The organism is Sphingobacterium yanglingense (assembly GCF_004363245.1).
Classification (GTDB): Bacteria; Bacteroidota; Bacteroidia; order Sphingobacteriales; family Sphingobacteriaceae; genus Sphingobacterium; species Sphingobacterium yanglingense.
In genome coordinates this window covers 15,252-38,824 of the sequence record NZ_SNYV01000003.1, presented here as the reverse complement: position 1 = coordinate 38,824, position 23,573 = coordinate 15,252, and the positions used below count along the sequence as shown (strand labels likewise).

At 40.9% G+C, this 23,573-nt stretch carries 15 protein-coding genes; 11 read left to right on the top strand and 4 right to left on the bottom strand.

Annotated elements, in window-relative coordinates; translation table 11 throughout:
• Positions 1-28 precede the first annotated feature (28 nt).
• The 3 genes from CLV99_RS01240 to CLV99_RS01230 all read left to right on the top strand — a co-directional run bounded on the left by CLV99_RS01240 (position 29) and on the right by CLV99_RS01230 (position 5,754).
• Positions 29-3,013: a SusC/RagA family TonB-linked outer membrane protein gene (locus tag CLV99_RS01240; protein WP_133582675.1), complete on the top strand. Its 2,985-nt coding sequence runs from the start codon at positions 29-31 to the stop codon at positions 3,011-3,013.
• A gap of 60 nt (positions 3,014-3,073) precedes the next feature.
• Entirely contained in the window at positions 3,074-4,645 is a 1,572-nt protein-coding gene (locus tag CLV99_RS01235) for a RagB/SusD family nutrient uptake outer membrane protein (protein WP_133582674.1), read from the top strand.
• Positions 4,646-5,052: 407 nt separating this feature from the next.
• On the top strand, positions 5,053-5,754 hold the full coding sequence (locus CLV99_RS01230; protein WP_133582673.1) for a hypothetical protein: 702 nt from the start codon (positions 5,053-5,055) through the stop codon (positions 5,752-5,754).
• A 225-nt stretch (positions 5,755-5,979) separates the two neighbouring features.
• On the opposite strand, the gene CLV99_RS01225 is transcribed toward CLV99_RS01230, so the two are convergent.
• The 3 genes from CLV99_RS01225 to CLV99_RS23525 form a co-directional block, all read right to left on the bottom strand.
• Entirely contained in the window at positions 5,980-6,312 is a 333-nt protein-coding gene (locus CLV99_RS01225; protein ID WP_133582672.1) for a hypothetical protein, read from the bottom strand.
• Positions 6,313-6,778: 466 nt separating this feature from the next.
• On the bottom strand, positions 6,779-8,065 hold the full coding sequence (locus tag CLV99_RS01220) for a MutS-related protein (protein ID WP_133582671.1): 1,287 nt from the start codon (positions 8,063-8,065) through the stop codon (positions 6,779-6,781).
• Between the two features lie 480 nt (positions 8,066-8,545).
• Positions 8,546-8,674, bottom strand: coding sequence for a DUF1016 N-terminal domain-containing protein (locus CLV99_RS23525; RefSeq protein WP_394347244.1), 129 nt, complete (start codon positions 8,672-8,674; stop codon positions 8,546-8,548).
• Between the two features lie 218 nt (positions 8,675-8,892).
• Here CLV99_RS23525 and CLV99_RS01205 point away from each other — a divergent pair, with 218 nt between their 5' ends.
• The 8 genes from CLV99_RS01205 (at position 8,893) to CLV99_RS01170 (ending at position 21,353) form a co-directional block, all read left to right on the top strand.
• Complete coding sequence (locus CLV99_RS01205) at positions 8,893-9,471, top strand: RNA polymerase sigma factor (protein ID WP_133582670.1); 579 nt, start codon at positions 8,893-8,895, stop codon at positions 9,469-9,471.
• 133 nt (positions 9,472-9,604) lie between these two features.
• A complete protein-coding gene (locus CLV99_RS01200; RefSeq protein ID WP_133582669.1) occupies positions 9,605-10,747 on the top strand; it encodes a FecR family protein in 1,143 nt (380 codons plus the stop codon).
• A gap of 125 nt (positions 10,748-10,872) precedes the next feature.
• A complete protein-coding gene (locus CLV99_RS01195; protein ID WP_133582668.1) occupies positions 10,873-14,460 on the top strand; it encodes a SusC/RagA family TonB-linked outer membrane protein in 3,588 nt (1,195 codons plus the stop codon).
• Positions 14,461-14,479: 19 nt separating this feature from the next.
• A complete protein-coding gene (locus CLV99_RS01190) occupies positions 14,480-15,907 on the top strand; it encodes a RagB/SusD family nutrient uptake outer membrane protein (RefSeq protein ID WP_133582667.1) in 1,428 nt (475 codons plus the stop codon).
• A gap of 2 nt (positions 15,908-15,909) precedes the next feature.
• Complete coding sequence (locus CLV99_RS01185; protein ID WP_133582666.1) at positions 15,910-17,421, top strand: hypothetical protein; 1,512 nt, start codon at positions 15,910-15,912, stop codon at positions 17,419-17,421.
• Complete coding sequence (locus CLV99_RS01180) at positions 17,418-17,918, top strand: protein-disulfide reductase DsbD family protein (RefSeq protein WP_133582665.1); 501 nt, start codon at positions 17,418-17,420, stop codon at positions 17,916-17,918. Before CLV99_RS01185 ends, CLV99_RS01180 begins: the two co-directional genes overlap by 4 nt.
• Before the next feature lie 36 nt (positions 17,919-17,954).
• Entirely contained in the window at positions 17,955-19,058 is a 1,104-nt protein-coding gene (locus CLV99_RS01175; protein ID WP_133582664.1) for a TlpA family protein disulfide reductase, read from the top strand.
• A 12-nt stretch (positions 19,059-19,070) separates the two neighbouring features.
• Positions 19,071-21,353, top strand: coding sequence for a redoxin domain-containing protein (locus CLV99_RS01170; protein ID WP_133582663.1), 2,283 nt, complete (start codon positions 19,071-19,073; stop codon positions 21,351-21,353).
• Between the two features lie 338 nt (positions 21,354-21,691).
• On the opposite strand, the gene CLV99_RS01165 is transcribed toward CLV99_RS01170, so the two are convergent.
• Positions 21,692-23,290 (bottom strand): TlpA family protein disulfide reductase, encoded by a 1,599-nt coding sequence (locus tag CLV99_RS01165; RefSeq protein ID WP_133582662.1) that lies wholly within the window; start codon positions 23,288-23,290, stop codon positions 21,692-21,694.
• Between the last annotated feature and the right edge of the window lie 283 nt (positions 23,291-23,573).

Below are 23,573 nucleotides of genomic sequence, written 5' to 3'. Positions count from 1 at the left end.
AATCAATAAACCAAAAAACACAAGCAGTATGAACAAAGAACTACTCAAATCAAGTGTAATGTCCTTGGCATTATTACTGATTACTGTTACAGCCTTCACCCAGACCAGATTGCTCAAGGGGAAGATTGTAGATGAATCTGCAAATCCTATTGCAGGTGCTACGATTAGGGTATCTGGTACCTCAGCGGGTACGAGTTCGGGACCTACCGGCGATTTTCAGTTGGATATTTCTCAGGACGCTCGATTGCTGGAAGTTAATTACATTGGTTACAATGTAACTCAGGTTCCTATTTCGGGAGATTATATGACTATCACAATGGAACCGGCCGCAGATCAGGGGCTTGACGAGGTCGTCGTCATCGGCTATGGTACCGCTCGCAAAAGAGACTTGACAGGTTCCATGGTTACTATCGGTGTCAAAGATTTTAACCGAGGATTGACGACGAGCCCCGATCAGCTGATCCAGGGTAAGACTCCTGGAGTGATGGTTATTAATAATACCGGACAACCGGGAGGTGCTACGACAGTGAGTATCCGGGGTAATTCATCTATACGTTCCAGCAATAATCCATTGTTTGTGTTGGACGGTGTGCCGATGTCGGGCAATTCACCTCTCCCAGAGGGGCGTGGAGGCTTTACTTCGGATCGTGGTAACGCATTGTCTTATCTCAATCCGAGTGATATCGTGAGTATGGACATCCTCAAGGATGCATCTGCTACGGCTATATATGGTTCACGTGGAGCTAATGGTGTCGTCATTATCACAACAAAAAAAGGAAAAGTCGGTTCGCCTGAACTTTCTGTTGGGGCATCGGCGGGGATTTCTAGCATGCGCGATTTTCCAGACGTGCTCGATGCAGGACGTTTTAGAGAAGCTTTAAAATATTATACCCCGGGCGACGCTAGTACAGCAGATTACGGGGAGAGCGAGGATGCCTTTAAGGCTATCACTAGAAATGCCGTTACCCGGAATTATTATGCCGATGTAGTAGGGGGTACAGAGCATGGCAAATACCGGGTGTCAGGAGGGTATCTGAATCAAAATGGAATTATTAAGAGCTCCCAGCTCAAAAAATATACAGCTAATGTTTCTGGTAACTTCAGGTTTTTAGAAAATAAAAGACTCGGGCTCGATTTTGCGGCTTTTTTGACGCAGATGGACAATAATTATGCACCCATCAGCGCTGTAGTCGGGTCAGAAGGTAACCTGATATCCCAAGCGTTACAATGGAATCCGACACGGCCACTTATTGATGCCAATGGCAAACATACCTTTGTCAGTACCACTACACGTAATCCTTTGACCAGTATTGATGCCTTCAAGGATGAATCGGTAACGAATACCACTATTGTGAATATCGCACCTTACTATAAGATAACAGATGATCTAGAATACCGCTTCATCTACAGTGTGATGCGTCAGACTGGTAATCGTCAGGGTATGTACCGTGCAGGGCTGATCGACCCTTCGAATGCCAAGAATGAACAGGCGTTTAACTCGAATAATGGGGAGACTAACATGCAGATGACGCACATGCTTTCCTATAATAAACAGATCAACTCCGATTGGAGTATCAATGCAATGGGGGGTTACGAATATCTAGATTATAACTATAATAATAATATAGCCTTTGGTGGCGGTTTTAGCTATATGGGGCTCAGCTATTTTGACTATCTACAATACTCGTCTGTAGCGACACGGGAGATTGCTTCATACCGTAGCCCGACCAACCAGTTGCAGTCCATGTTTGCCAGGGGTGGGGCCAACTACCTCAACCGTTATTTGATTACGGCAACATTAAGACGGGATGGATCGACCAAATTTGGTAAAAACAATAAGTATGCGATGTTTCCTTCAGTAGCTGTGGCGTGGAATATAGCCGAGGAGAGCTTTCTGAAATCCAATTCTTTTATCGATCAGTTAAAACTGCGCTTGGGCTGGGGACGTACGGGTAACCAAGAGTTCCCATCGGGAGCCTCACGCGACCGAATGGTCTTTACAACCCAAGCTATTAGTCAGGCGAATCTGAAAAATCCTGATCTAAAATGGGAATCTTCTGCTACGGTCAATGTCGGGGTTGATTTTTCTGTGCTCAACAATCGTATCTATGGATCGGTAGATTATTTTAATAAAAAGACAACTGATGCGTTATTCGAGCAGACCTTGGCTATGCCTGGACCAGCAGGCCGTATCTGGGTCAATCTGGATGGGGAGATTGTTAATAAAGGGGTAGAGATCGCTCTTACGGGTACACTGATTAAAAATACAGACTGGACCTGGGACCTATCTGGAAATGCGACCTTCCTTAAGAATAGTGTAAGTGGTCTTTTGGGGTACTATGAAACTGGCGCATTGCGCGGGCAGGGATTTACCGGCGTGTTAGGTCAGCGTATGACCAATGGCCAGCCGCTCAATGTGTGGTATCTGGCCGATTTTCAAGGTATAGATCCCCAGACAGGTATGAGTATGTATAAGGGCTATGATGGTAGTGTCAGTTCCAACAATGATCCGGCAACCAACAAATTCTATTCTAATAGTCCCAATCCGACCACACTATTGGGTGTATCGACCAATGTATCGTACAAGAAGGTGTCTCTCGTCGCTAATATGAATGGCGCTCTAGGTCACTACCTGTTTAATAATACAGCAGCAACCAATTTGGGCGTGAGTAATTTATCCGACCGTAATATTGGATCTACATTCTTTGATACCTCTGTCAAAGAGTCTACGTCCAACTCTTCGGCACCATCTGACCGTTACCTCGAAAAAGGAGACTATCTCAAGATGGCCAACCTTACATTGAGTTATCGTGTGGGTAATATTGGTAATACTATCAAAAATCTGAATGTTTCACTGACAGGACAGAATCTGTTTATCATCACTAAGTATTCAGGCTTTGATCCAGAGGTCAATACCGATGGTTCGTCCAATGGTATTCCATCGTTAGGTATCGAATACCTTCCTTATCCTCCTGCGCGAAATGTTCTCTTTGGGGTCAACTTTTCACTTTAGGAGATGAGGTACTTCGGAGTTAAAGGAAAAAGAATAGTGGATAATAAAAACTACAAACAGATGAAATTTAGAACAATATTATATATGGCTTTGGCAGGCGCAGTGTCTGTAGGCTCATTTTCATGTACTAAGCTGAACGAAGAGTTCAAGGGAGAATTGGAAGAAGGAGTGTCGGAAGTCGATGCGGGAGGTTTGTTGGTGACGGCTTACAGCTCATTGAATACACCATACCAACAGGAGCAGCGATGGGTGATGCAAGAGGTGTCGACCGATGCTGCGATGGCACCGACACGTGGAGGCGATTGGGATGATAATGGTATGCACAGGGCCATACACTTGCATACTTGGACTGCGGACAATGCTTACATGAATAACACCTTCGTAAGCTTGGGTACCGCGATGTACAATGCCTCCAATGTTTTAAGGTACAATCCTAGTGCGCAGCAGGCTGCTGAAGCCCGTTTTTTGCGTGCATTGATGGTATTCGACCTGTTGGATCTCTATGGTAAGGTGCCAGTCCGTGAGGGAGCATCGATGGAAGATTTCAAGATAGCCCCTGAAGTATTGACACCAGAACAGGCCGTCGATTATATGGTAAAGGAGCTTAATGAAATCATGGGGGCTTTACCTGATAAGGGGCCGCGGGAGGCGCACATCGCAAGTAAGAATGCTGCAAGGGTATTGCTGATGAAAGTGTATCTCAATAAAGGAGCTTTTATAAATCGACAAAACCCGACTTTTGCGGTCGAAGACATGAATAAGGTCGTTAACCTGGCCAATGAAATACGCACTTCCGGTAACTATAGCATTTCGCTAAGCGGCAAATACTTTGATAATTTTGCCCCCGATAATGATGTCAAATCGACTGAAAATATCTTTACCCTTTATAACGAGAATGGTGTACGCGGCGGCAATGTGGACCGTACATGGAATACAATTGCACACTATAATATGCGTCCTGGTGGATGGAATGGTTGGTGTACGCTGTCAGATTACTACGATAAATTTACTTCTACGGACGAGCGACGTGGGATCTATTATGCCTATGATGCCGATACAACATCCAATAAAAGCAAGGGGTATCACCGTCAGAATGTAGGCTTTTTTGAAGGACAGCAATACAACTGGACGACCAATCAGCCACTCAATGCCCGTAACCCATCTACAGCACCGCTATACTTCACCCGTGAGGTGACTATCCGCACCTCGGGCGCTACACTAGAGACCGCAGGGATACGCCCGATGAAGTATGCTTTTGATTATGCCGTAACAGGGCAACGCAATAATGACTGGGTGGTGTACCGCTACTCGGATGTATTATTGATGAAAGCTGAAGCCATATTGCGTGGAGGGAATGGGACAACTGGAGAGGCCTTGGGGATTGTCAATGATATCCGCACCCAACGAGGTGCAGCTCTGTTTGGGACACTTACTCTGGATAACCTGTTGGACGAACGCGCGCGGGAGCTCTACTGGGAGGGATGGCGTAGACAAGACTTGATCCGTTACGGCAAGTTCTTGTTGGCATGGCAGGAGAAACCAGCGGATCCAGATCCGAAGACGTTGGTATATCCGATTCCAAACCCACAGAAATCGGTCAATCCCAACCTGGAACAAAACCCAGGTTATTGATTCTAGTCTATAGATAGATCCGCCCTCCAACTTGTCTAATGCAGGTTGGAGGGTTTTGGTTTTTGACAATGTTGTGGTTACCTTTTGGACGGTCGGATTGAATTTTTACAGGATTAACGAGTATTGTTCATTAATGATAATGTGTTATTTTCTATGGATAATCGGAATTTTTCCGATTATAGCGTGATAATTTAACAACTATGACTAGGGATGATGTTGTACCATTCATAAAAGATGATACTGCACTTAAAACTTGGGATAAGCAATATTTCAATGATTTGGTCGATAGATTAAAATTCCAATAGGCTTTTTATCAAGAAAGAAATGTTTGGGTTGAGCGTTTGGATCTGATGATTTTTTTCTAATTTGACCTCACAAATATATAGTAAGATCAAGCAGAACAAAAGATGAGAGCGTTTATTATTTTACCATTGGCCGTATTTTCAATAATAGGCTTCGTTCTGCTTTTCTTCGCTATTACGCTTCACTGGGAGGTCGGTGTTGCGGGGTGGATCACCATTTCGTTATTTGCTTTCTTTCCGTTGCTTATTCTATACGGAGTATTGTTTGGGTTTTCGCTGTCTGGGCGGCAACATAAAATAATTGAAGAAAGAAAAAACAAACTATCGGCCGATGGCAATGGAATCTGTATTGATATGCCCCTGTTTGATAAGAGATGCGCTATAAGCTGGGAATCCATCGAAGCTATTGTCCATTACAACTATATTGTCAGTAGCGATTTTACTACGGTCCACAGAGGTTTTAGATTCTATTTAAATAGCCTTCCGACCTATACAAAGTATGATAGACAGTGGTGGCTCAATAGGCTATTCAGCAAAGACCCTCAAGATAATTGTATTGACATAACAGATGAAACCAAGGGCTATCAGGAAATACCTGTTCTCATAGAGAAATACCTGGGCGTAACTGTTACTATCGATTGTCTTAAAGACCCCAGAAAGGGGAGCCATATTTCCACTGAGATGCAGCAATATAAAGATAAGGTCACTACGATTGAAAAATGGAAACCTGAAAGCGGTGATAGAGAAACTATCGTATACAGCAGGTCGGGGCAAAGTATCGAAGAGCTTGAAAAAGCATTTTCTTAAACCTAATGTATTACCGTTCTGATTTGCTGCGATTTCTATCTCGAAGGCGACGATCGGTTATGCTTAGTTCATTCCTGTATTTAGTAAAGGGAGCTGTCTCAAAAGGTTTAAAAAACAATTCACGTTTTTGATATAATCAGATTGCTTTGTCGTCATTCTTTCTCCGCGCAATGACGTCGGGAAAAGGTTTCTGAGACAGCCCCTAGAGATGTTAATGATTCATCACTAAGCTAATTTAGCTAAGATCATTGAGCCTACTACCAAAAGTACTGCTGCAATCAGTAAGGAGAACGTCCACCAAGGTGTTTTTGCTTGCTGTTTGACCTTGATGTAATCTTCTTGTAACTCCGGCAAAAACGCCTTTTTTGTTAACGTCTGTTTACAGTGTCCACAGCTTGATACCGTAGATTTCCATAGTGGAAATACAGGTATCCAGAATATATGGAAATAATGTTGATAGACGAAAAGCCATACGGCTTCCTGTTGACAATATGCACAGTTTGTTTTAGCCTGGTGCGCTGCAACCTGCGTCGAACGTGTCCCGAAAAAGAATATCATATTATTAGAATTAATCAAGGTCAAAATTCTAATTTTTAAATCTAAAAATAAAGGGAATGAATGCTACAGAAAGACTACAAGATTCGTGTAAAGCGTCTACAAAGCATCTGTTTTTTGTAAATGTAACCCTCGGTGAATACATCATGATCCCGATGTTGTAGAAAAAGAAGAGAACGTATTGGGCCTTCTAAGGAAAAACAATAGGTAGGATATAGCTATGATTTAGGTCTTTCTTAGTTCGGATAACATGAGAGTGTTACAATAAGGATATAGAACTTGATTACAAATAAGGGATTATCTGTTTTCTTCATTATTACTTTTTATTTGTTTAACAAAGTTTGGGTCACTTGGGCGGATAAAATTTTTATCCACTATTCCTCCTTCTTTATCGAATAGAATATATCTTGGAATACTTTGTATTCCAAAGCGTTTAGAGAATGCTTGAAGCCCATTTGGCTATATAATATTAGCGCTGGGGGAGGTCCAGCAAATCATTTAGACCTTCTTTTTTGAACAGTAATCGACCTATCTGTAGATTAGACCATCCAGTTTTTAAAACGTACGAAAAGACAGGTAATTCATCCCGTATTTGACAGTCTATGTAATAGGCATCGGCAGTTATGGGACTTTGGTCTAGTTCGTTTTTCAACTCAGCTATATGCGTAGAGATAAAGAGAGTCGAAGTTTTAAATTTCTGAAGACCTATGATTGTTTTCACACTTATGGCGAAGGCATCCTCATGGTTGGTTCCTTTAAACAGTTCATCAAAAATGGCGAAGCAACGTTTGCCTGAATCAGCCTGTAGTACTACATCTTTGAGCTTGATGATCTCATTCATAAAATGACTATATCCATTTTTCAGATCATCGCTATGATTGATCTGTATAGAGATGCTGTCATAAAAAGGGATCGAGCCACTGTAGGCAGGTATAGCAAGACCCAGATGACCGAGATATACACAAAGTCCGATAGCTTTAAGCAGTGTTGATTTACCCGACATATTGGCTCCTGTCAGGAGTACCACATTATTTTTTATGTCAATGTCATTTTTGATGGGGGCTTGCAGTAGTGGATGATAGAATCCAGATAATTGAAATTGATTGTTACCTATTTCTGCGAAGTGAAAATCATGTTTGCAAATGCCTTTGCTTATTGATATATAGGCCTCAAAAAGAGAAAGCTTTTCAAAGAAGGCAACGGTATCTCCATTTTTACGTTTTTCATACACTATTGCGTTTAGCTCTTGGATCGATTTATAGCCGAATTTATCCTTAGCGAGTTTTGATTTATAGTGTTTCGGTCGGAATGATTGCAAATAGTTTAGGATTAATCGAACCTCTTCCTGGTAGTGTTTTGGAAAAGCTTTGATGTCAAGATTTTCTCTTAATTGTTGTTCGATTTTGGCTAGGAAATAGATCAATTGCTGGTATTCCCCCAGTAGGGTATTTCTCTTTCTCTTTTTGAGGATGTATTGCAGATAATCCTGTTGGTTTAGATCCTCCAGCGGAAAGCTAGACAGAAACCGATGCGTATCGATATATTCTATCTTACGGTAGTCATATTCGTCACAAAGCAGTTTAGAATCAATTATCTGTTGGAGTATAGTCTGCCTACCCTTGATCTCAGCGACGGACGAAAGAGGGTGTTGTAAGAGTCTCTCTAATATAGATTTACTATCTGGGTTGAGTGTATAGTCAAATAAAGGAAGTATATCTTTTAATAAGAACAAATCCTGCGTGTTGTTTATAGTCATGCCTTCAAGATCCAATATATAAGTCTACGTTACAAGTTAAGTATTATTTTGTTGTTTTGGTTGCGTTAGTCAATACACTTAATGTATTACTTGGTTTTATTCTAAACCATTAGCCTCCTAGTATCCGAATCAGATCATGAGTTGTATAAAATACCTCTTTTCCTTCTCGTTCTGGAGTTAAGATTTGAGCTGCAACCATTTCATTGAAATACTTTGTCAAGCAAGTTCACTGTAATTTTCTAGTTTTACACACTTGAGATAAAATTCCATTTCATCAATGGTTTTACATTTCGAAAAAATAAGTAGAATGTTTGTTCTGCCGATTTCTCTCACCAGTGGTGAGAGCACTTGCGTCTATGTCTACTACAAGAATTTTGGCGGCAGGAAAGGTGGCTAGAAGGATAGCTAGAGATCACCACAAACATTATGACGCCAGAGAGGTAATAAGATATCTTCAGTTTAAAAGTTTAATATCCTTTATCATTCGATAATGAGCAATTCGTATATGAATGACCATGTTAGGTATTCAGACACTGTCTGGAAATCCGGATGTTCTTTGTAAAACTTTCGCATATTGAAGAGATTCGAGTGCGAAAACCCTTTCCCGATTTCTTGTAAGGAGTTTTGGAAGATTTAGAATGATATCATAATGTTGGTAGGCTGTAGTAGTAATGGTAAAAACGAGATCATTAGAATGGTTAATTAGACTAGAATGTTTGCCTTTGAGTCCCATGATACGATACCTCATTGCCTATTTAGCATTTTTACAAAACAGAATTTCAGTCTTTAGTTACGTAGATTTACATTATATTGCAAGCCTAATAATTATGAATTACGGTCATACTACAGATAGTGAGCTAGCGTCGCTGTTAAGGCAGAGAGATCAGGAAGCGTTTAGAGAGCTATTTGAACGCTATAAGAGGGTACTGTATTCATTTGCGAAAAATATGACCCATGATATAAGCGAAGCCGAAGATCTTGTACAAGACGTTTTTATATCACTTTGGGAAAATGCCGAAAGATTAGAATTAAAAGGAACGATATCATCTTATCTGTATGCAGCTGTACGTTATAAATTCCTAAATCTTGTCGCACACAAAAAAATCAGATCAGATTACGTGTCAATTTTTCAAAAGTTTATCAATGAAGTTGATTATAGTGTGGATGAATATTTGAATGAAAAGGAGTTGATCAATCTCGTTGAAAAGGAAGTATCGAAGCTCCCCGACAAAATGAGAGAGGTGTTTGAGTTGAGTCGTAATGCGGGTCTATCACATCGAGAAATAGCGGACAAATTAAATTTGTCAGAAAAAACGGTTAAGAATCATATCAATCATGCACTTAAAATATTAAGAGGCAAGTTGCCTCTAAGTGCGATTTTGCTTTATCTTCTCCAATCGTTGTAATTTTAATCGTCTCTTTGTCAGTGTATTGTTGTTTTTTTTGTAAAAACTGATTTATTTTTTAGGCCCTAAGCCCTAGTTAGCTGACTTACTTGTATACAGCCATTATATTCTGTATTGCTAACCAAAAAAATAGATGAAGGACAACGCTGAAAGTCTAATTAATAAATATATTGAAGGGAGTAGTACCTCCAATGAAAATGCAATTGTTGAAGCTGGATTTTTAAATGACTATAAATCTGGTTATACAGCGGTTTCTAGAGAAGAGATAGAATCGTCTACACAACGAATTGCAGAAGCGATGGATTCCTATTTAGCTCATCAAAGCAGGGTTAAAAAGGAGACAGGTATCCGAAAGGTATACATTCGGATGGGGATTACAGCAGCGGCAGCGGTTATTCTTCTTTTCTGTTGGTGGTCTTATACCGATTTACAAAAGCGACAGGGCGTAGGTGATGTTCTTGCTACAATTCCAACAGAAGATATCAGTAACTCAAAGGGAAATGGTGCGACGATTACGCTTTCCAATGGGAAAACAATAGCATTAAGTGATCTTCAGGAAGGCGTAGTAATTGGCGACGGTAGTTTGAGATATGATGACGGTAGTGCGGTGGAAGATGGTTCATCAGTAGAATATGATAAACTGACTGCTACAACAGCAAAAGGGCAAACGTATAGTTTTTCACTTCCAGACGGTACCAAAGTTTGGTTGAATACAGCATCCGAAATTACGATTACTCAACCGTATGGACGGAGTAAACGCGAGATATATTTAAAAGGTGAAGCTTACTTTGAAGTAGCTAAGAATAAAAAAGCGCCATTCATTGTGCAGAGTGAAGGCCAAAAAATAGAAGTTTTAGGTACACATTTCAATGTTAAGGCATATCCCAATATAGCAAAGCGAACTAGCCTTTTAGAAGGTAAGATACAGGTTGCTCCTAGTGCAAATGATAAGTACACCCTTCTTCTTCCTGGCCAGGAGTCCTATGTAAGTGGTTCTCGCATGACTATAAAAGAAACTGACGTAGAGGCTTCGATATCTTGGCGGTCGGGTTTGTTTAATTTTGATGATAAGCCATTTACAGAAATTATGCAGGAGATCAGTGACTGGTATGACCTAGATATCGTTTATAAAGGAAAAATCCCTAAAGGGACATTCTTTGGACAGGCCTATAAGTCCGATAATCTGGCTACAGTACTTCAATTATTGGAAAGTGCAAAATTGGACTACAAAGTTTCGATGGATAGAAAGTTAATTATTTCAAATAAAGCTCTATAGAAGAAAATAAGAACTTCATGACGTTTGGAACCAGCGTCTCAAAAGTAAGGGAAGTGCGACCAACACCTCCCTCAAATGGCTCAAAAAATATCAACTAACGAATTATTCAAACCAAAGCAAAAATAATGAAAATACATTACTTTATACGTGTGATGAAACTTACCATTATACTTATTTTGATTGGGCTGGTACATGTGAATGCATCCATTTATTCGCAGACTATAACCTTAAATAAGAAAAATCTAACGATCAGAGAAATCGCTTCGGAGGTAAAGAGGCAAACAGGTTATGTTATTTCCGGAAGTAGCAGCATTATCTCTGAGACACGTCGAATATCAGTGAATGTAGTAAATATGCCTATAAAGCCTTTTTTAGATCATATCTTTAGTGGGCAACATATCACCTATAAAAAAGAAGGGAAAAATATTGTATTACGTAGCGCTCCTAATATTGTAATTGATGAACAGCCTGGTTCGCAGCCTATCCAACAGCAGGTGATTAATGTGTCAGGAACTGTCCGTGACAGTCTTGGTAATTCGATATCTGGTGTTAGTGTGCATATTGTCGGAACTAAAATAGGGACATCCACGAGCGACCGTGGTTATTTTTCACTGTCGAATGTGTCACAAGGTGCGTCATTGCAATTTAAATCTATCGGATATAATGATTTAACCCTGAGAGCGACTGAAAATATGAGCGTTGTGTTATCTGCCAAACTGGGGGATATTGATGAAGTTGTCGTAAATACGGGATATCAAAAAATTGCTCGGGAAAGGGCAACAGGCGCCGTTACTACGGTGACGTCCGATCAGCTGGATAGCAGGTTCACTCCGAATATTATGGATAATCTGGAAGGTCGTGTGGCTGGTCTGGTAAAATACGGGGACCGGATTATGATTCGTGGAACAGGGACATTATTTGCCGAAAGTAGACCCTTATTAGTTGTCGATGGACTTCCTGTTGAGATGGCTTATGAAGATTTAAATCCTTATGATGTAGAGTCCGTTACTATCCTTAAAGATGCGGCAGCCTCGGCTATTTATGGTGCCCGCGCGTCCAATGGAGTTATCATTGTAACTACGAAAAAGGCGAAAGATTTAAATAAAATTGATATCGAGGTTTCTTCAAATACTACAGTTTGGGAAAAGAAGAACATTGATTATGCGGACAATTGGTATATGACCCCAGCACAGCAGGTGGATAAGGAGAATGAGTATTTCAAATGGTTGTATAACGAAGCGCCTAATGCCGCAGCTCAGTTGTCAGCAATGGACAATGCGCTAAAAGGTACAGGGAGTTTTGGCTTAAATCCAACACCTATTCAGTATGCGCATTATCAGCTAAAGAAAGGATTAATCCAGCAAGATGAACTGGACAGTCGGTTAGCACAATACAGAACGCAGAATTTTGCCAAGGATTATGCTGATAATTTACTCAGACAACGGGTGCTCCAAATGCATAATTTATCTGTAAGAAACCGGACCGATAATTTTCAATCTAATTTGGTGGTCAACTATAAAGGGGATAATACCGGTAAAATATCTGACAAGGATCACCAGCTCAATGCTTTCTATAAAGGGACCTATGATATGACAAAATGGTTGACGATTAATTTTAGTGTAAATAATATATTCCAGCGGTCTACCCAACGCCGAGGTAATTATGTGGAAAATATAATGGACCCATTCAGTTTACCGGCTTATTATAGTTTATTTAATCCAGACGGTACACAAGCGAATATTTCACCGGGATGGACTCATTACTATAACCCCTATGCAACTTGGGTAGAAGACAATAAGGCTTTGAGGCCCATGCATTATTACTTATTAGATGAAGTCAACCTCAACAAGCATAAAATCGAGAGACAAAATACCCGTTATCATGGCGAGTTCCTGTTTAAAATATTAGAAGGGTTGACATTCAACACGCAATATGTATATGAGGTAAACCGTCAATCCGTGATTAATAATACAGAGTCTGATAGCTATGTCATGCGTCTTATGCGAAATGTATATACTGTACAAAATCCAAATGGAACGTATCGATATATGCTCCCACAGACAGGAGGAAGGTTGGCGACAGAACATATGCAAGGTGATTATTGGACCGCACGGGGACAGGTGAATTTTAGTCGGGTTATTAAAGATATCCACCATATAGATGTGCTTGCAGGTGTTGAATTTAGAGAGACAAACTCAAAAGGTAACCGAAATCTTTACTTAGGCTGGGACGATCAACTGCAATCGCACTCGACCACCAATGTAAATTATAATGAGCTTTGGAGCATAAACAACACTAGCTTTTATGCCCCTGGTTACCCAGCAAGGCAGTTTATTTTTACACCATTGATTGATAATGCGATAACGCTCAATGCAGGAGGAAACAACCTAACAGAGGTGAGACGTCGCAATGCGTCTGGTTATGCCAACATGACCTACACCTACGATAGACGGTACAATGTATTTGGTTCTATTCGTAAAGACTTTGCCGATGTATATGGATTGGCCACTGAATTTAGAGGTTCACCATTTGGCTCTTTTGGTGCCAGCTGGAATTTACACCATGAAAGTTTTATGAGCCATTATAAGGATATCAATTTATTAAAATTAAGGACGAGCTACGGCTATACTGGAAATATCTATCAAGGTGCAACAAGTTATATGACGGCTACTACGGGCCAGACAAATATTAATACCGGACTGCCCCGAGCAACTATCGAAAGCCCAGGCAATCCAGCATTGTCCTGGGAAAGAACAGGTACAATCAATATTGGTGCAGAATTTATGTTGTTTGATTCTAGATTAAGAGGTGTCATTGATTGGTATGATAAAAAAAGTGAGAAAGTTTTCTCCAACCAGACGCTGGAGGTTACAAAAGGATTCAGTAGTCTAGTAATGAATATGGCCAATTTAAAAAACAGAGGGGTAGAGTTAACTCTTGCTTACGATTGGTTCCGTGCGAAAGACAGAAACGCGTTCTCTTGGACTACTTCTGGTACCGCATCGTGGAATAAAAATGAAGTGACCCGAGTCGAGATTCAAGCCAATAGCGCCTATCAGGTTGTCAATATTGGCTACAAAGAAGGTTATCCTGTACGTTCGTTGTTTTCTTACCGGTTTGCTGGACTTACTGACAGAGGTGTACAATCCTGGTATGCGGAAGATGGACGTATTATTCCTGAAGTAGGGATCCAAGTTGCTACGCCAGGTTCTGTTTATTTCACTGGACAAGCGGATCCCAAATACACTTATGCGATGGAAAATCAATTTTCCTGGAAGGGAATAAGCCTAAATCTGATGATGGTGTATTACGGTGGACATCATCTACGGGCTAATCAAGTTCAAATTAATAGTTTACCGTCAGCTTCGCCGGTTAGGTCTTGGTATTTGGATGCTTGGACACCAACCAACACTGATACAAATATTCCGGGAATATGGCAGTACAACAACTCTGGAGGTACGCAACCTGCTGTCCAAAACGCTACTGATATATTTGTTCATGCCGCCGATTTTCTAAAAATAAGAAACTTTGTTCTGGGCTATGATCTGCCACGCAATTCATTGACTAGAATAGGATTAAATAATTTGAGACTGCGCTTTCAGATGAACAATCTTCCTGCGTTATGGAAGAGCAATAAGATCGGTATTGATCCAGAAACAGTGGGTATCCGACTACCTACAAGTTATGTGTTTGGAATTAACTTTAATTTTTAATAATTAAGAGTTCAAAAAGATGAAAAATATACTATACGTTATAGTTTTTGCTTTAGTTGGCACACTTAGCAGTTGTGAAAAATTTACTGAAATTGAACCTAAGGGAAGAAACCTGTTGAATACAGCAAGTGATCTTGATTTACTACTAAATGATCCCTACTCCGGTTTTTCCGTGGTTAGGACTGCCCCATTGACTGCGGGAATTTATAATTTAAATATTGGGATCTTAAAAAAGGAACCTATCAAGACCTTTAATTATGCTGTCGTGTTTTGGGATGAAAGTATTGACCGTGCGGCGTTAAGGCCAAGCTGTAATATTTATGAACCAATTTATAGCGTCATCGGAAAGACTTGTAATCCTGTCATCGCTCGCGCTGATGCAGCAAAAGGAGATCGATTATTAGCTAATCGTTATAAAGCAGAGGCATATGTGCTGCGTGCATGGTTTCACTATCTTGCTGTAAATATATTTGCGAAAGCTTATGATCCTACTACAGCTGCTACGGATGGTGGGGTACCTTATGTATTGGAAACGGATGTGATTTCGGAGCCGGCAAAAAAGTATACGGTAGCAGAGGTGTATGATTTTATACTTAAAGATCTTGATAATGCTTTCAAACTGGAAGCATTATTGAATGAGGGTGCAAATCAGCAACGTGTAGGCAAATCGTTTGCCTATGCTGTGCAAGCAAAAGTTCACCTATCTATGCGTAAGTTTGATCAGGCATTGATCGCTGCTAGAGCATCGCTTGCTATTAATAGCCAAATTGACAACCATAATAATATGCTGGTCGACTATCCGGTTACAGGTGTCAGTCCAAATCCAAAAGGTTGGGCCAGACCAACATTCTCTAGCAAGGAAGATCTCTTTATTACCCCGTCCGTTATGTACCTTACTTGGTATTACCCAGAGTTATTGGCACAGTTTGATCCAAATTCGGTACTCTATAATTATATGCCTACCCAAGTCAATATTCCATTTTCAGGGGATTCTGGAGGTTCATATTTCGGTATGCCTGGCGAAAAAGCAGTATGGACATTAGGAGGAACCTCTTCGGAGGTCAGCGGTGCCGGTCTTACATCAATAGATATGCGTCTTACTGAAGCCGAATGCTTAATGCGCGCTGAGGATCTGACAGAAGCCAAAGAAAAACTGGAAAACATTCGGAAGAAAAGAGTGCTAACGGACAGATATACTGTATCTACGGCTTCAAGTAAGATGGAGGTGTTTACTCTCTTGAAGCAGTTGCATAGAAGTGAAAATTTTAATACGATGAAAGATCTAATTGATCTGAAGCGCTGGAATACCGAACCCGAGTTTGCTTCAGCATTGAAAAGAACTATTTTGGGGGATACCTATACGTTAAAACCCAATTCACCATTGTGGATCTATCCTTTTCCGCAGAATGCAACTAGTTTTAATCCGGAGCTGACACAAAACTATTAATTATGAAAAATTTTTTATTATTTATACTAGTCCTTAGCCTCCCGTTTGGAGGAGCAAGAGCACAAAAGTCAACAATCAAGGGACTTAAAGTCTTATTTGTAGGTTATGATCCGTCTAAACCCATGCCCACATGGGACAAGGGGCGTATGGGACCCGGGGGCATGTCGGAAGCGGGGTTCAAAGCTGAATATCCGATTCGTATGCCTGCATTTAGGCAATTGTTGTCTAGTTACTTCTCTGAAGTCAAAACGATGGATGTAAGAGATTGGGAAACGTCGGATTCCGAAGCTTATGATGTGACGATATTCGACTTCCCGACGACACCAATCGAGCCCGCAGTCAATGAAGTCGGCGCTGACGGCAAGCGCGTCTACAAATCGGCAAAGTACCTGCCAGATGACTTTTCAAAACCTGTGATATTTATCGCCGGCACATCCGATCAGATGGGGCGCGCTATAGGCTTGAAAATAGACTGGCTGTGCCTGTGTTTAGATGCAGACGCTCACCACGTGAAGAGCAATCATGCTATCTTTAAAGGCCCTTTGGAAAAGGTATCACCAACCTTTGTCAATAAGCCGACTCCAGAAGGCGTATTCCATTATGCTTCTGGGAAAAACCTTCCAAATGAATTGCCCATGTGGCGCGTGGATAAAAGTGGTTATTTAGACTCACGAGATGCGCGAATTGGTTTAGTGTCTAGAGGAAATAGATTCAGCGAGTCACCCGATACGGAGATTATTTCCAGTGGAGTGTGCCAGAAAGATGTGGGAGCGGTAGCACTTGGCCGACATGGTAATTTCTTTTTATGGGGCTTTGGAGCATCACCGGAAGGAATGACCGAGGAAGGGAAGAAGGTATTTGTGAATACCGTAGCTTACATGACGCAGTTTGAAGGACGGACTCCTATCGCACGAAAATACAATGATCGAATGGCGACGACAGATGACATCCGGGAGAATATTGCTGGTACGAACAAGGAGAGTTATGATGATTACGTGGCCTCGATGACAGCATTTAATAAGCAGAATGCAGAAACACGAAAACGTCTCGATACAAAAAAGGCATCAGGTGAGCAATTGAGTTCTGAAGAAGAACAACAATTGCAGTACGCAGGTCGTGATCAAAAAATAGAAGGGTTAGACGCATTTTTAAAAAGACGAATGGGCAAATGGGCAGACCAATTTGGTACAGATGCTGAGGCTTATCAGAAATACATGAACGAAAATATAAACTATATGTATTGTGATCCCAATGAGTTTTTTACCTATGTCATAGACGAAGATGTGCAGCAGATAGGGATCTCCAATCATGATGTCAGACTTCTGGACGCTTGTATAGCGATGTTAAAAAAAGGAGACCGTAGCGATTTAGCACTTCGGGTATTAAAACGCTATACGGCGAAGGATTTTACAACGGCCAAGGATTGGGAAAACTGGCTTTCGAAAAATAGAAAAAAGCTCTTCTTCACCGAGACCGATGGTTACAGATTCATGGTAGATACATATAGCCTATGAAAACGATTTTCAGTTTTTTAATCCTATTTTTTGTACTGGTTCCTTATACTAGAAGTCAATCGATTTTGGATCAGAAAATTGCTATGGCAATAACGATGCTTCCTTGTGATGAGCCTACGGAACGTGATCCTGTTGCACTCAAGGCGACTTTAGTTTCCGAAGGCGATAGTCTAGCTGTCATCGTGAAGGTTCGTATGGCTCCTGAATGGCACATTTACCAATATGTACCAGACAATGCACCCTATGTACAACTGGAAAACTTACTAACTCTACCTCAGGGACTGGTCAAGTCAGGAGCGTGGAAATGTAGCGATCCTATTGGTTACGTAAGTGATCCCAATGTGCTGATCCATGAAGAAGGGGCATGGTTTGTTCAAAAGGTGGTAGGCAAGGCGGAAAAGGGAAGTCTAATCAGTACCGGGTTATATTACCAAACCTGTGATCATAAGCAATGTCTTCCTCCGGTAGAAGTGAAGTTAGAGCTCAAGTCTAATTAAAACGAACTCATATAGGGTAATTTAAAATCAAATGATATGAATTTAAAATCAATATTAACAGTATTAATCCTTGGGATAGCGCAGCTATCCCAGGTTTTTGCACAAACGGGTAATGCAGCAGTATTGACGGTCGGTGATAAGGCCCCGGAGTTACAGTACTCCAAATGGATCAAAGGCACTCCTTTCACGATGGATGACAAGAATATGGTCTATGTTTTTGAATTCTGGGCTACCTGGTGCGGTCCATGTATTGCGGCTATGCCACATCTGTCTGAACTGGCTAAGAAGTACGAAGGTAAGGCAAAAATAGTAGGTGTGAATGTCTGGGAGAAAAACAAAGATCAACCGTATGAATCCGCTATACCAGCAGTCGAAAAATTTGTAAATGCCAGTGGGGACCGCATGGCTTATAATGTTATTGTAGATAATAATGCACAGCATATGGGCAACAAATGGCTGTTGGCCGCAGGGCAGAAGGGAATACCATCGACTATTGTCATAAAAGATGGCGTCATACAATGGATTGGTCACCCAATTAAGCTGGATGGGCCTTTAGATAGTCTCGTAAATGGGACATGGGACTTAGAAGGGTTTAAAGGTATTTACGCAAAAAGACAGCAGGCTTCAAATAAGCAGAATGAACAGATGGAAAGGATCTTCAAGGCGGTCAAAGATGCCGCCGATGCGGCTGATTTCGAAAAGCTAGCACAAGCGATTGAAGATGGAGCGAAAGAAGTCCCTTATCTAAAAGGAGCTTTGCAATCGAGAATGTTTGAAACATTGCTAACAAAAAAGTCTGCGAAGGAAGCATTTGCATATGCAGATGAAATGCTAAAAGAATCTCCAGGTTTCAAAACCAGCTTAGCCATGATGGTATTGGAACAGAATGGTCTTGACAAAAGTAGTTATCAAAGGGCTATTGACTGGTTAAAAAGTAGCCCTAGCGCAAATTCCATGATTCTAGACAAAGTAGCGGATGGCTATGTTAAAATAGGAGATATTAATAGTGCTATTTCTACATTGGAGCAGGCCGTTGCCAAAGGGCAGGAAGAACTAAAGGATGATCAATATAATGGCCGGGTATTTGACTATACTGTGGAAGGGTACAAGGAGAAGCTCAGTAAGCTAAAAAAGAATTAAAAGAAAATTCTCATGAAAAAACAGCTAATTACATTATCCTTAGCCGTCTTCACCCTAGCGGGACAGGCATTTGCGCAACAACCGAATACCCAAATCAGTGGTAAACTCGATGGCTTACCAAAAGACGAATGGATCTACCTGTCGGGACTGACTAATCGGCAAAAGGATTCGGTACAGCAGACCGACAAGGGTTTCAAATTTGAGCTGAACATTCCCGAAGGGGAAGGCGATTTTTATATCCTACAAGTCGGCAAGCGAGATGCGTCCGGCCAGATGAATGGAGCATTCCTCTATTTGGAAAAAGGTAAACTAACGATCAATAGCAAAACAGCCCAGATTAAAGAAGCGAAATTCGCTGGCGGTAAGCTCGCCGATTATTACAATCAGTTTCAGAATCGTCCCAAGGCGACAGGTCTCGATGCACTGTACAAGCAATACGAGGAGGCCCAAGCCAGCAAAAAAACTGACAAGCTAACCGAATTACGCACCGCTATAGATGCTAAAAATGCTGAACAAAAGGAGTTGGACCGGGTTTTTGTGTTGAAGCACAAAAAAAGTCCCGGCATAGCCTACCCTATGTTCTTCAGTTTGCGCGATCGCAATAATCTAGCCAGCGTAGATGAATTGCTGCAACAGGTAAGTCCACAGGCCAAAAACAATATACCGGTTAAAAACATCGAGCACAGTATCAAGACGGAAAAGCTGACTGGGATAGGCCGTACTGCCCTGCCCTTCGCGCAGGCAGACACCTCGGGCAAGCTAATTTCCCTGAGTGATTTCAAAGGTAAGTACGTACTTATCGATTTTTGGGCCAGCTGGTGTGTACCTTGCCGTGTTGAAAATCCACACGTCGTAACAGCCTATCAGCAATTCAAAAACAAAAACTTTACGGTACTGGGCATATCTTTTGATAATCCCGGACAACACAGCCGCTGGATGGAAGCAATACATGCCGATAATCTGCAATGGACACAGGTGTCTGATCTGAAAGGCTGGAAAAATGAGGTGGGTGTGTTGTATGACATCAAGTCTATCCCGTCCAACCTATTGCTCGATCCGAATGGAACCATTATTGCCAAAAATTTAAGAGGGGACAAGCTCCAGGAAAAACTAGAGGAATTACTGGGCACTCCGCAGCTAGATAAAAACACCTTTGTACTTACAGGTAAGGTAGCGAATACTGGGCAGGCTAGGGCATTCCATATCCAGTATGAAGGTGCCGATGGAAAGACCGTCAAGGACAGCGTCCGCATTTTTAACGGAGTCTTTAGCTACATTGGCAAAATTGCATCGCCGGTCGAGGTGAGGGCCTATTATACCAAAGATAAGGAAGGCGCTCCACAATCCTTTGACAGCTATTTGAGTTTCTATGTTGAGCCCGGCATTATCAGCCTCACGGGAGATACTGGCCAACCGAAGGCTTTCAACATAACAGGTTCGAAGGTTCAGGATGAAAATGTATTGTTCAATAGCCTGACCGCAGAAGAGCTTAATCTGTTAAAACCGATAAGCGAGGAATACAATAAGAAAAGTATGGCCTATGGCAAGCTTAAAAAAGAGGGAGCCGACGAGGCAGTATTAAATGCCAAACTGGAAGAGTGTGAGCAATTGCGCGCGGACATGGCTCCTTATTATAAAGCGATGCAGGAGAAAAACCTGGCTTATATGCGCAAACACCCCAACTCCATCATCACAGCGAATCGTCTGCGGGGCTATTTCAGTAGCCTGAGCCTCGAAGAACTTCAAGGTTTTTATGGTAAAATGAACGATGAGATTCGGAATTCTGCCGCAGGACAGGAACTGAAGAACGAAATCAAGAATCTACAAGGAGGATCTCCGGGTGGAATAGCTGCCGATTTCTCGGGACCGGATATCAATGGAAAGCTACTGAAGCTGTCGGACTATAGAGGACAATATGTATTGATTGACTTTTGGGCTAGCTGGTGCGTGCCTTGCCGCAAGGGTAATCCACACTTGCTACAACTCTACAGCAAGTACAAAAAGAAAGGCTTTGAGATTATCGGCGTATCCGATGATGACAGCAATCATGCGGCCTGGCACAAAGCCGTAGAGCAGGACAAAATAGGCGTCTGGAAACACGTGCTGCGTGGTCTCAAGAAAATGGAAAATGGCCGCTATGACAAGTCGGAAGACAAATCCGAAGCCTATGGCATTCATACCTTGCCAAGCAAGATCCTAGTCGGTCCCGATGGCGTAATCATTGGGCGCTATGCCAGCGGAGCAGGTACAGATGCTGATTTGGATGCCAAGCTAAAAGAGGTATTTAAGTTTTAGGATTTTTCTTGCATTGGGTTATCCTTCTTTTTTGAAGCACAATCGACCTATTTATAGATTAGAGCATCACTGACGAGGAGCTTAACAGACCTCATGATAATATTGAAAGCCATCCTGAAGTAGATTCGGGATGGTTTTAGAGTTATCATCTATATGATACACATAATGCTTTATTGAGCGTTGTTTGTCTATAATCTCTCCTTTAATTTTTTATAGACTGCGCATATGTTGTTTGCGGCAATGATGCGGATTATATGCTAACACATATTACGAAAGACACCTTAGAAAAGGTTAATAGACTAGTCACGCAGACAGTTTCACTCTTAAGCTCTTTCATATTATAACAAGTCATTAATCATATCTTTTATTGCTGCATTTCCGGGAAAACTTGTGAATTTGTTTATAAGTATACCTTCTTTATTATATAACAGATAGGACGGAATATATTCGAATCCGAAATATTCCATCATGTATTCCCATTGTTCACCTGTAAGATAATAGTGTTCATCACCTATTCCTTTTATTTTTTCTTCCCATAGTTTTAGTGGAGAAGAGGTATTGGTTATATATACAAATACAACATCCTTCCCCTTCAAATCTCTCTTTGCACGTCCGAATTGTTTGATCCCATCTAGACATGGAGCACACCATGTTGCCCAAAGGTCAATAAATATGACCTTACCTTTATATTTGGAAATAATAGTCTCGATTACCTTGTCTTTCTGTATAGACTTGATGTCATTTATGACAACAGGCGATTTTACTTTTTCCAGTTCCACAACCTGTTGATTTTTCCGAAATAGTATTTTTGCGATTTCTCCATTTTTCCAATAATGGGTTATATGCTCTTTTTGTTTTTCGCTAAGTGGCTTTACCTGTTCGTTGAGTTGTCGGGCATAAGCATTAGCCGTTAAAATGTCATAATATTGGCCGTCGTCAAATCCTACCAAATCAGCTAAAATTGCTTTTACGCCTGCCAACCAAGAGGGGATGTCGCTTTCTCCGATCTCTGGCAGGTCTAAAATGCTATTCCGGAGTAATTCAAGCTGAAACTCAGAAAACATGAATGTTTGAAGGTATTGTGGGTCGTTGAGATTGAAATCTTTCAAAAAGCGAAAATAGGATCTGTCAATCTTTTGGATTTCCGGATTTCCGATGGTGTCGCCCGTTGAGTTACTATAATTACGTTTCATCATATCTTCATAATCGAAGATATCAGGAGTGTATATAAATAAACGCAAGTCTTTAGCTATAATTCCTTTAAACTCTTTGGAAAACATATCATTGCTGTCTAAAAAAAGTTCCAATCTTTTAGGAGCAGATTTTGCAACATACTTCAAAAACTCATCTATGTTTTTATCAAAGAGCTGTGGATATACCCATCCCAATGTATCTGGTGTGTACTCTATCATTTTTCGCAATACCTCTGTGCTCTGAGTCATATCTATCAGATTCATAGCGGGCAAGACTTCTATGTATTTAATCTTGTTGCCTCCGTCGTAGGCTATATCAATATTCGTTACAGAGCTGTCCACTAATCTGACCATAAGGGCTTTGTAGGGTTCAAGACTCGTTTGTAGCCCTACATAAGTAGTATCTGTCTCAATATCTACTTCTATAGCGAACTCTCCTGACTGATTAACTGGAATCTCATATTTGATATTCTCCCCCGAAATGGGATGTAAAACAGTAATACTTACCATGATACTATTCTTGTTTTGCCTATTAGGAGTGATGATTTTTCCTGTTAATTTAGAAGTGCCAGCAACTATGTGTACCGTACCTATATCTAACTTCGTTGTTTTTATACAGGATAAAAGGAGCCAAAGTCCACAAATGTAAAATAGTGTTATTCTTCTAAAAATGCTTCTAGCAATCTCAGGTTTAGTATTATTTACCTCTGTTTTTTCTATGTCTTTTTTATAATATCCTAACATATTTTTCTGAGCTCTGATATATTTGATTCTTGAAAAACCAGCGGAGTTTATTCTGCATATTGGATAGTACGAATACAAGATAGTTGTTTGCGTCTACCTGCTTTTGCAAGGGCTAATGTCCGCTTAGTAAGTTTATAACTGACTTAAATATACAAAATATTTAGAAGTAATCAAGCCAAGTATTTAAGCTAATTGAGGGGCAACTGCCTCGGTAGACTTTGATCTTTTAATGATCTATTAGGAATTGTCCGATAAAATTAAATCATGATGAGGGACAACCTCT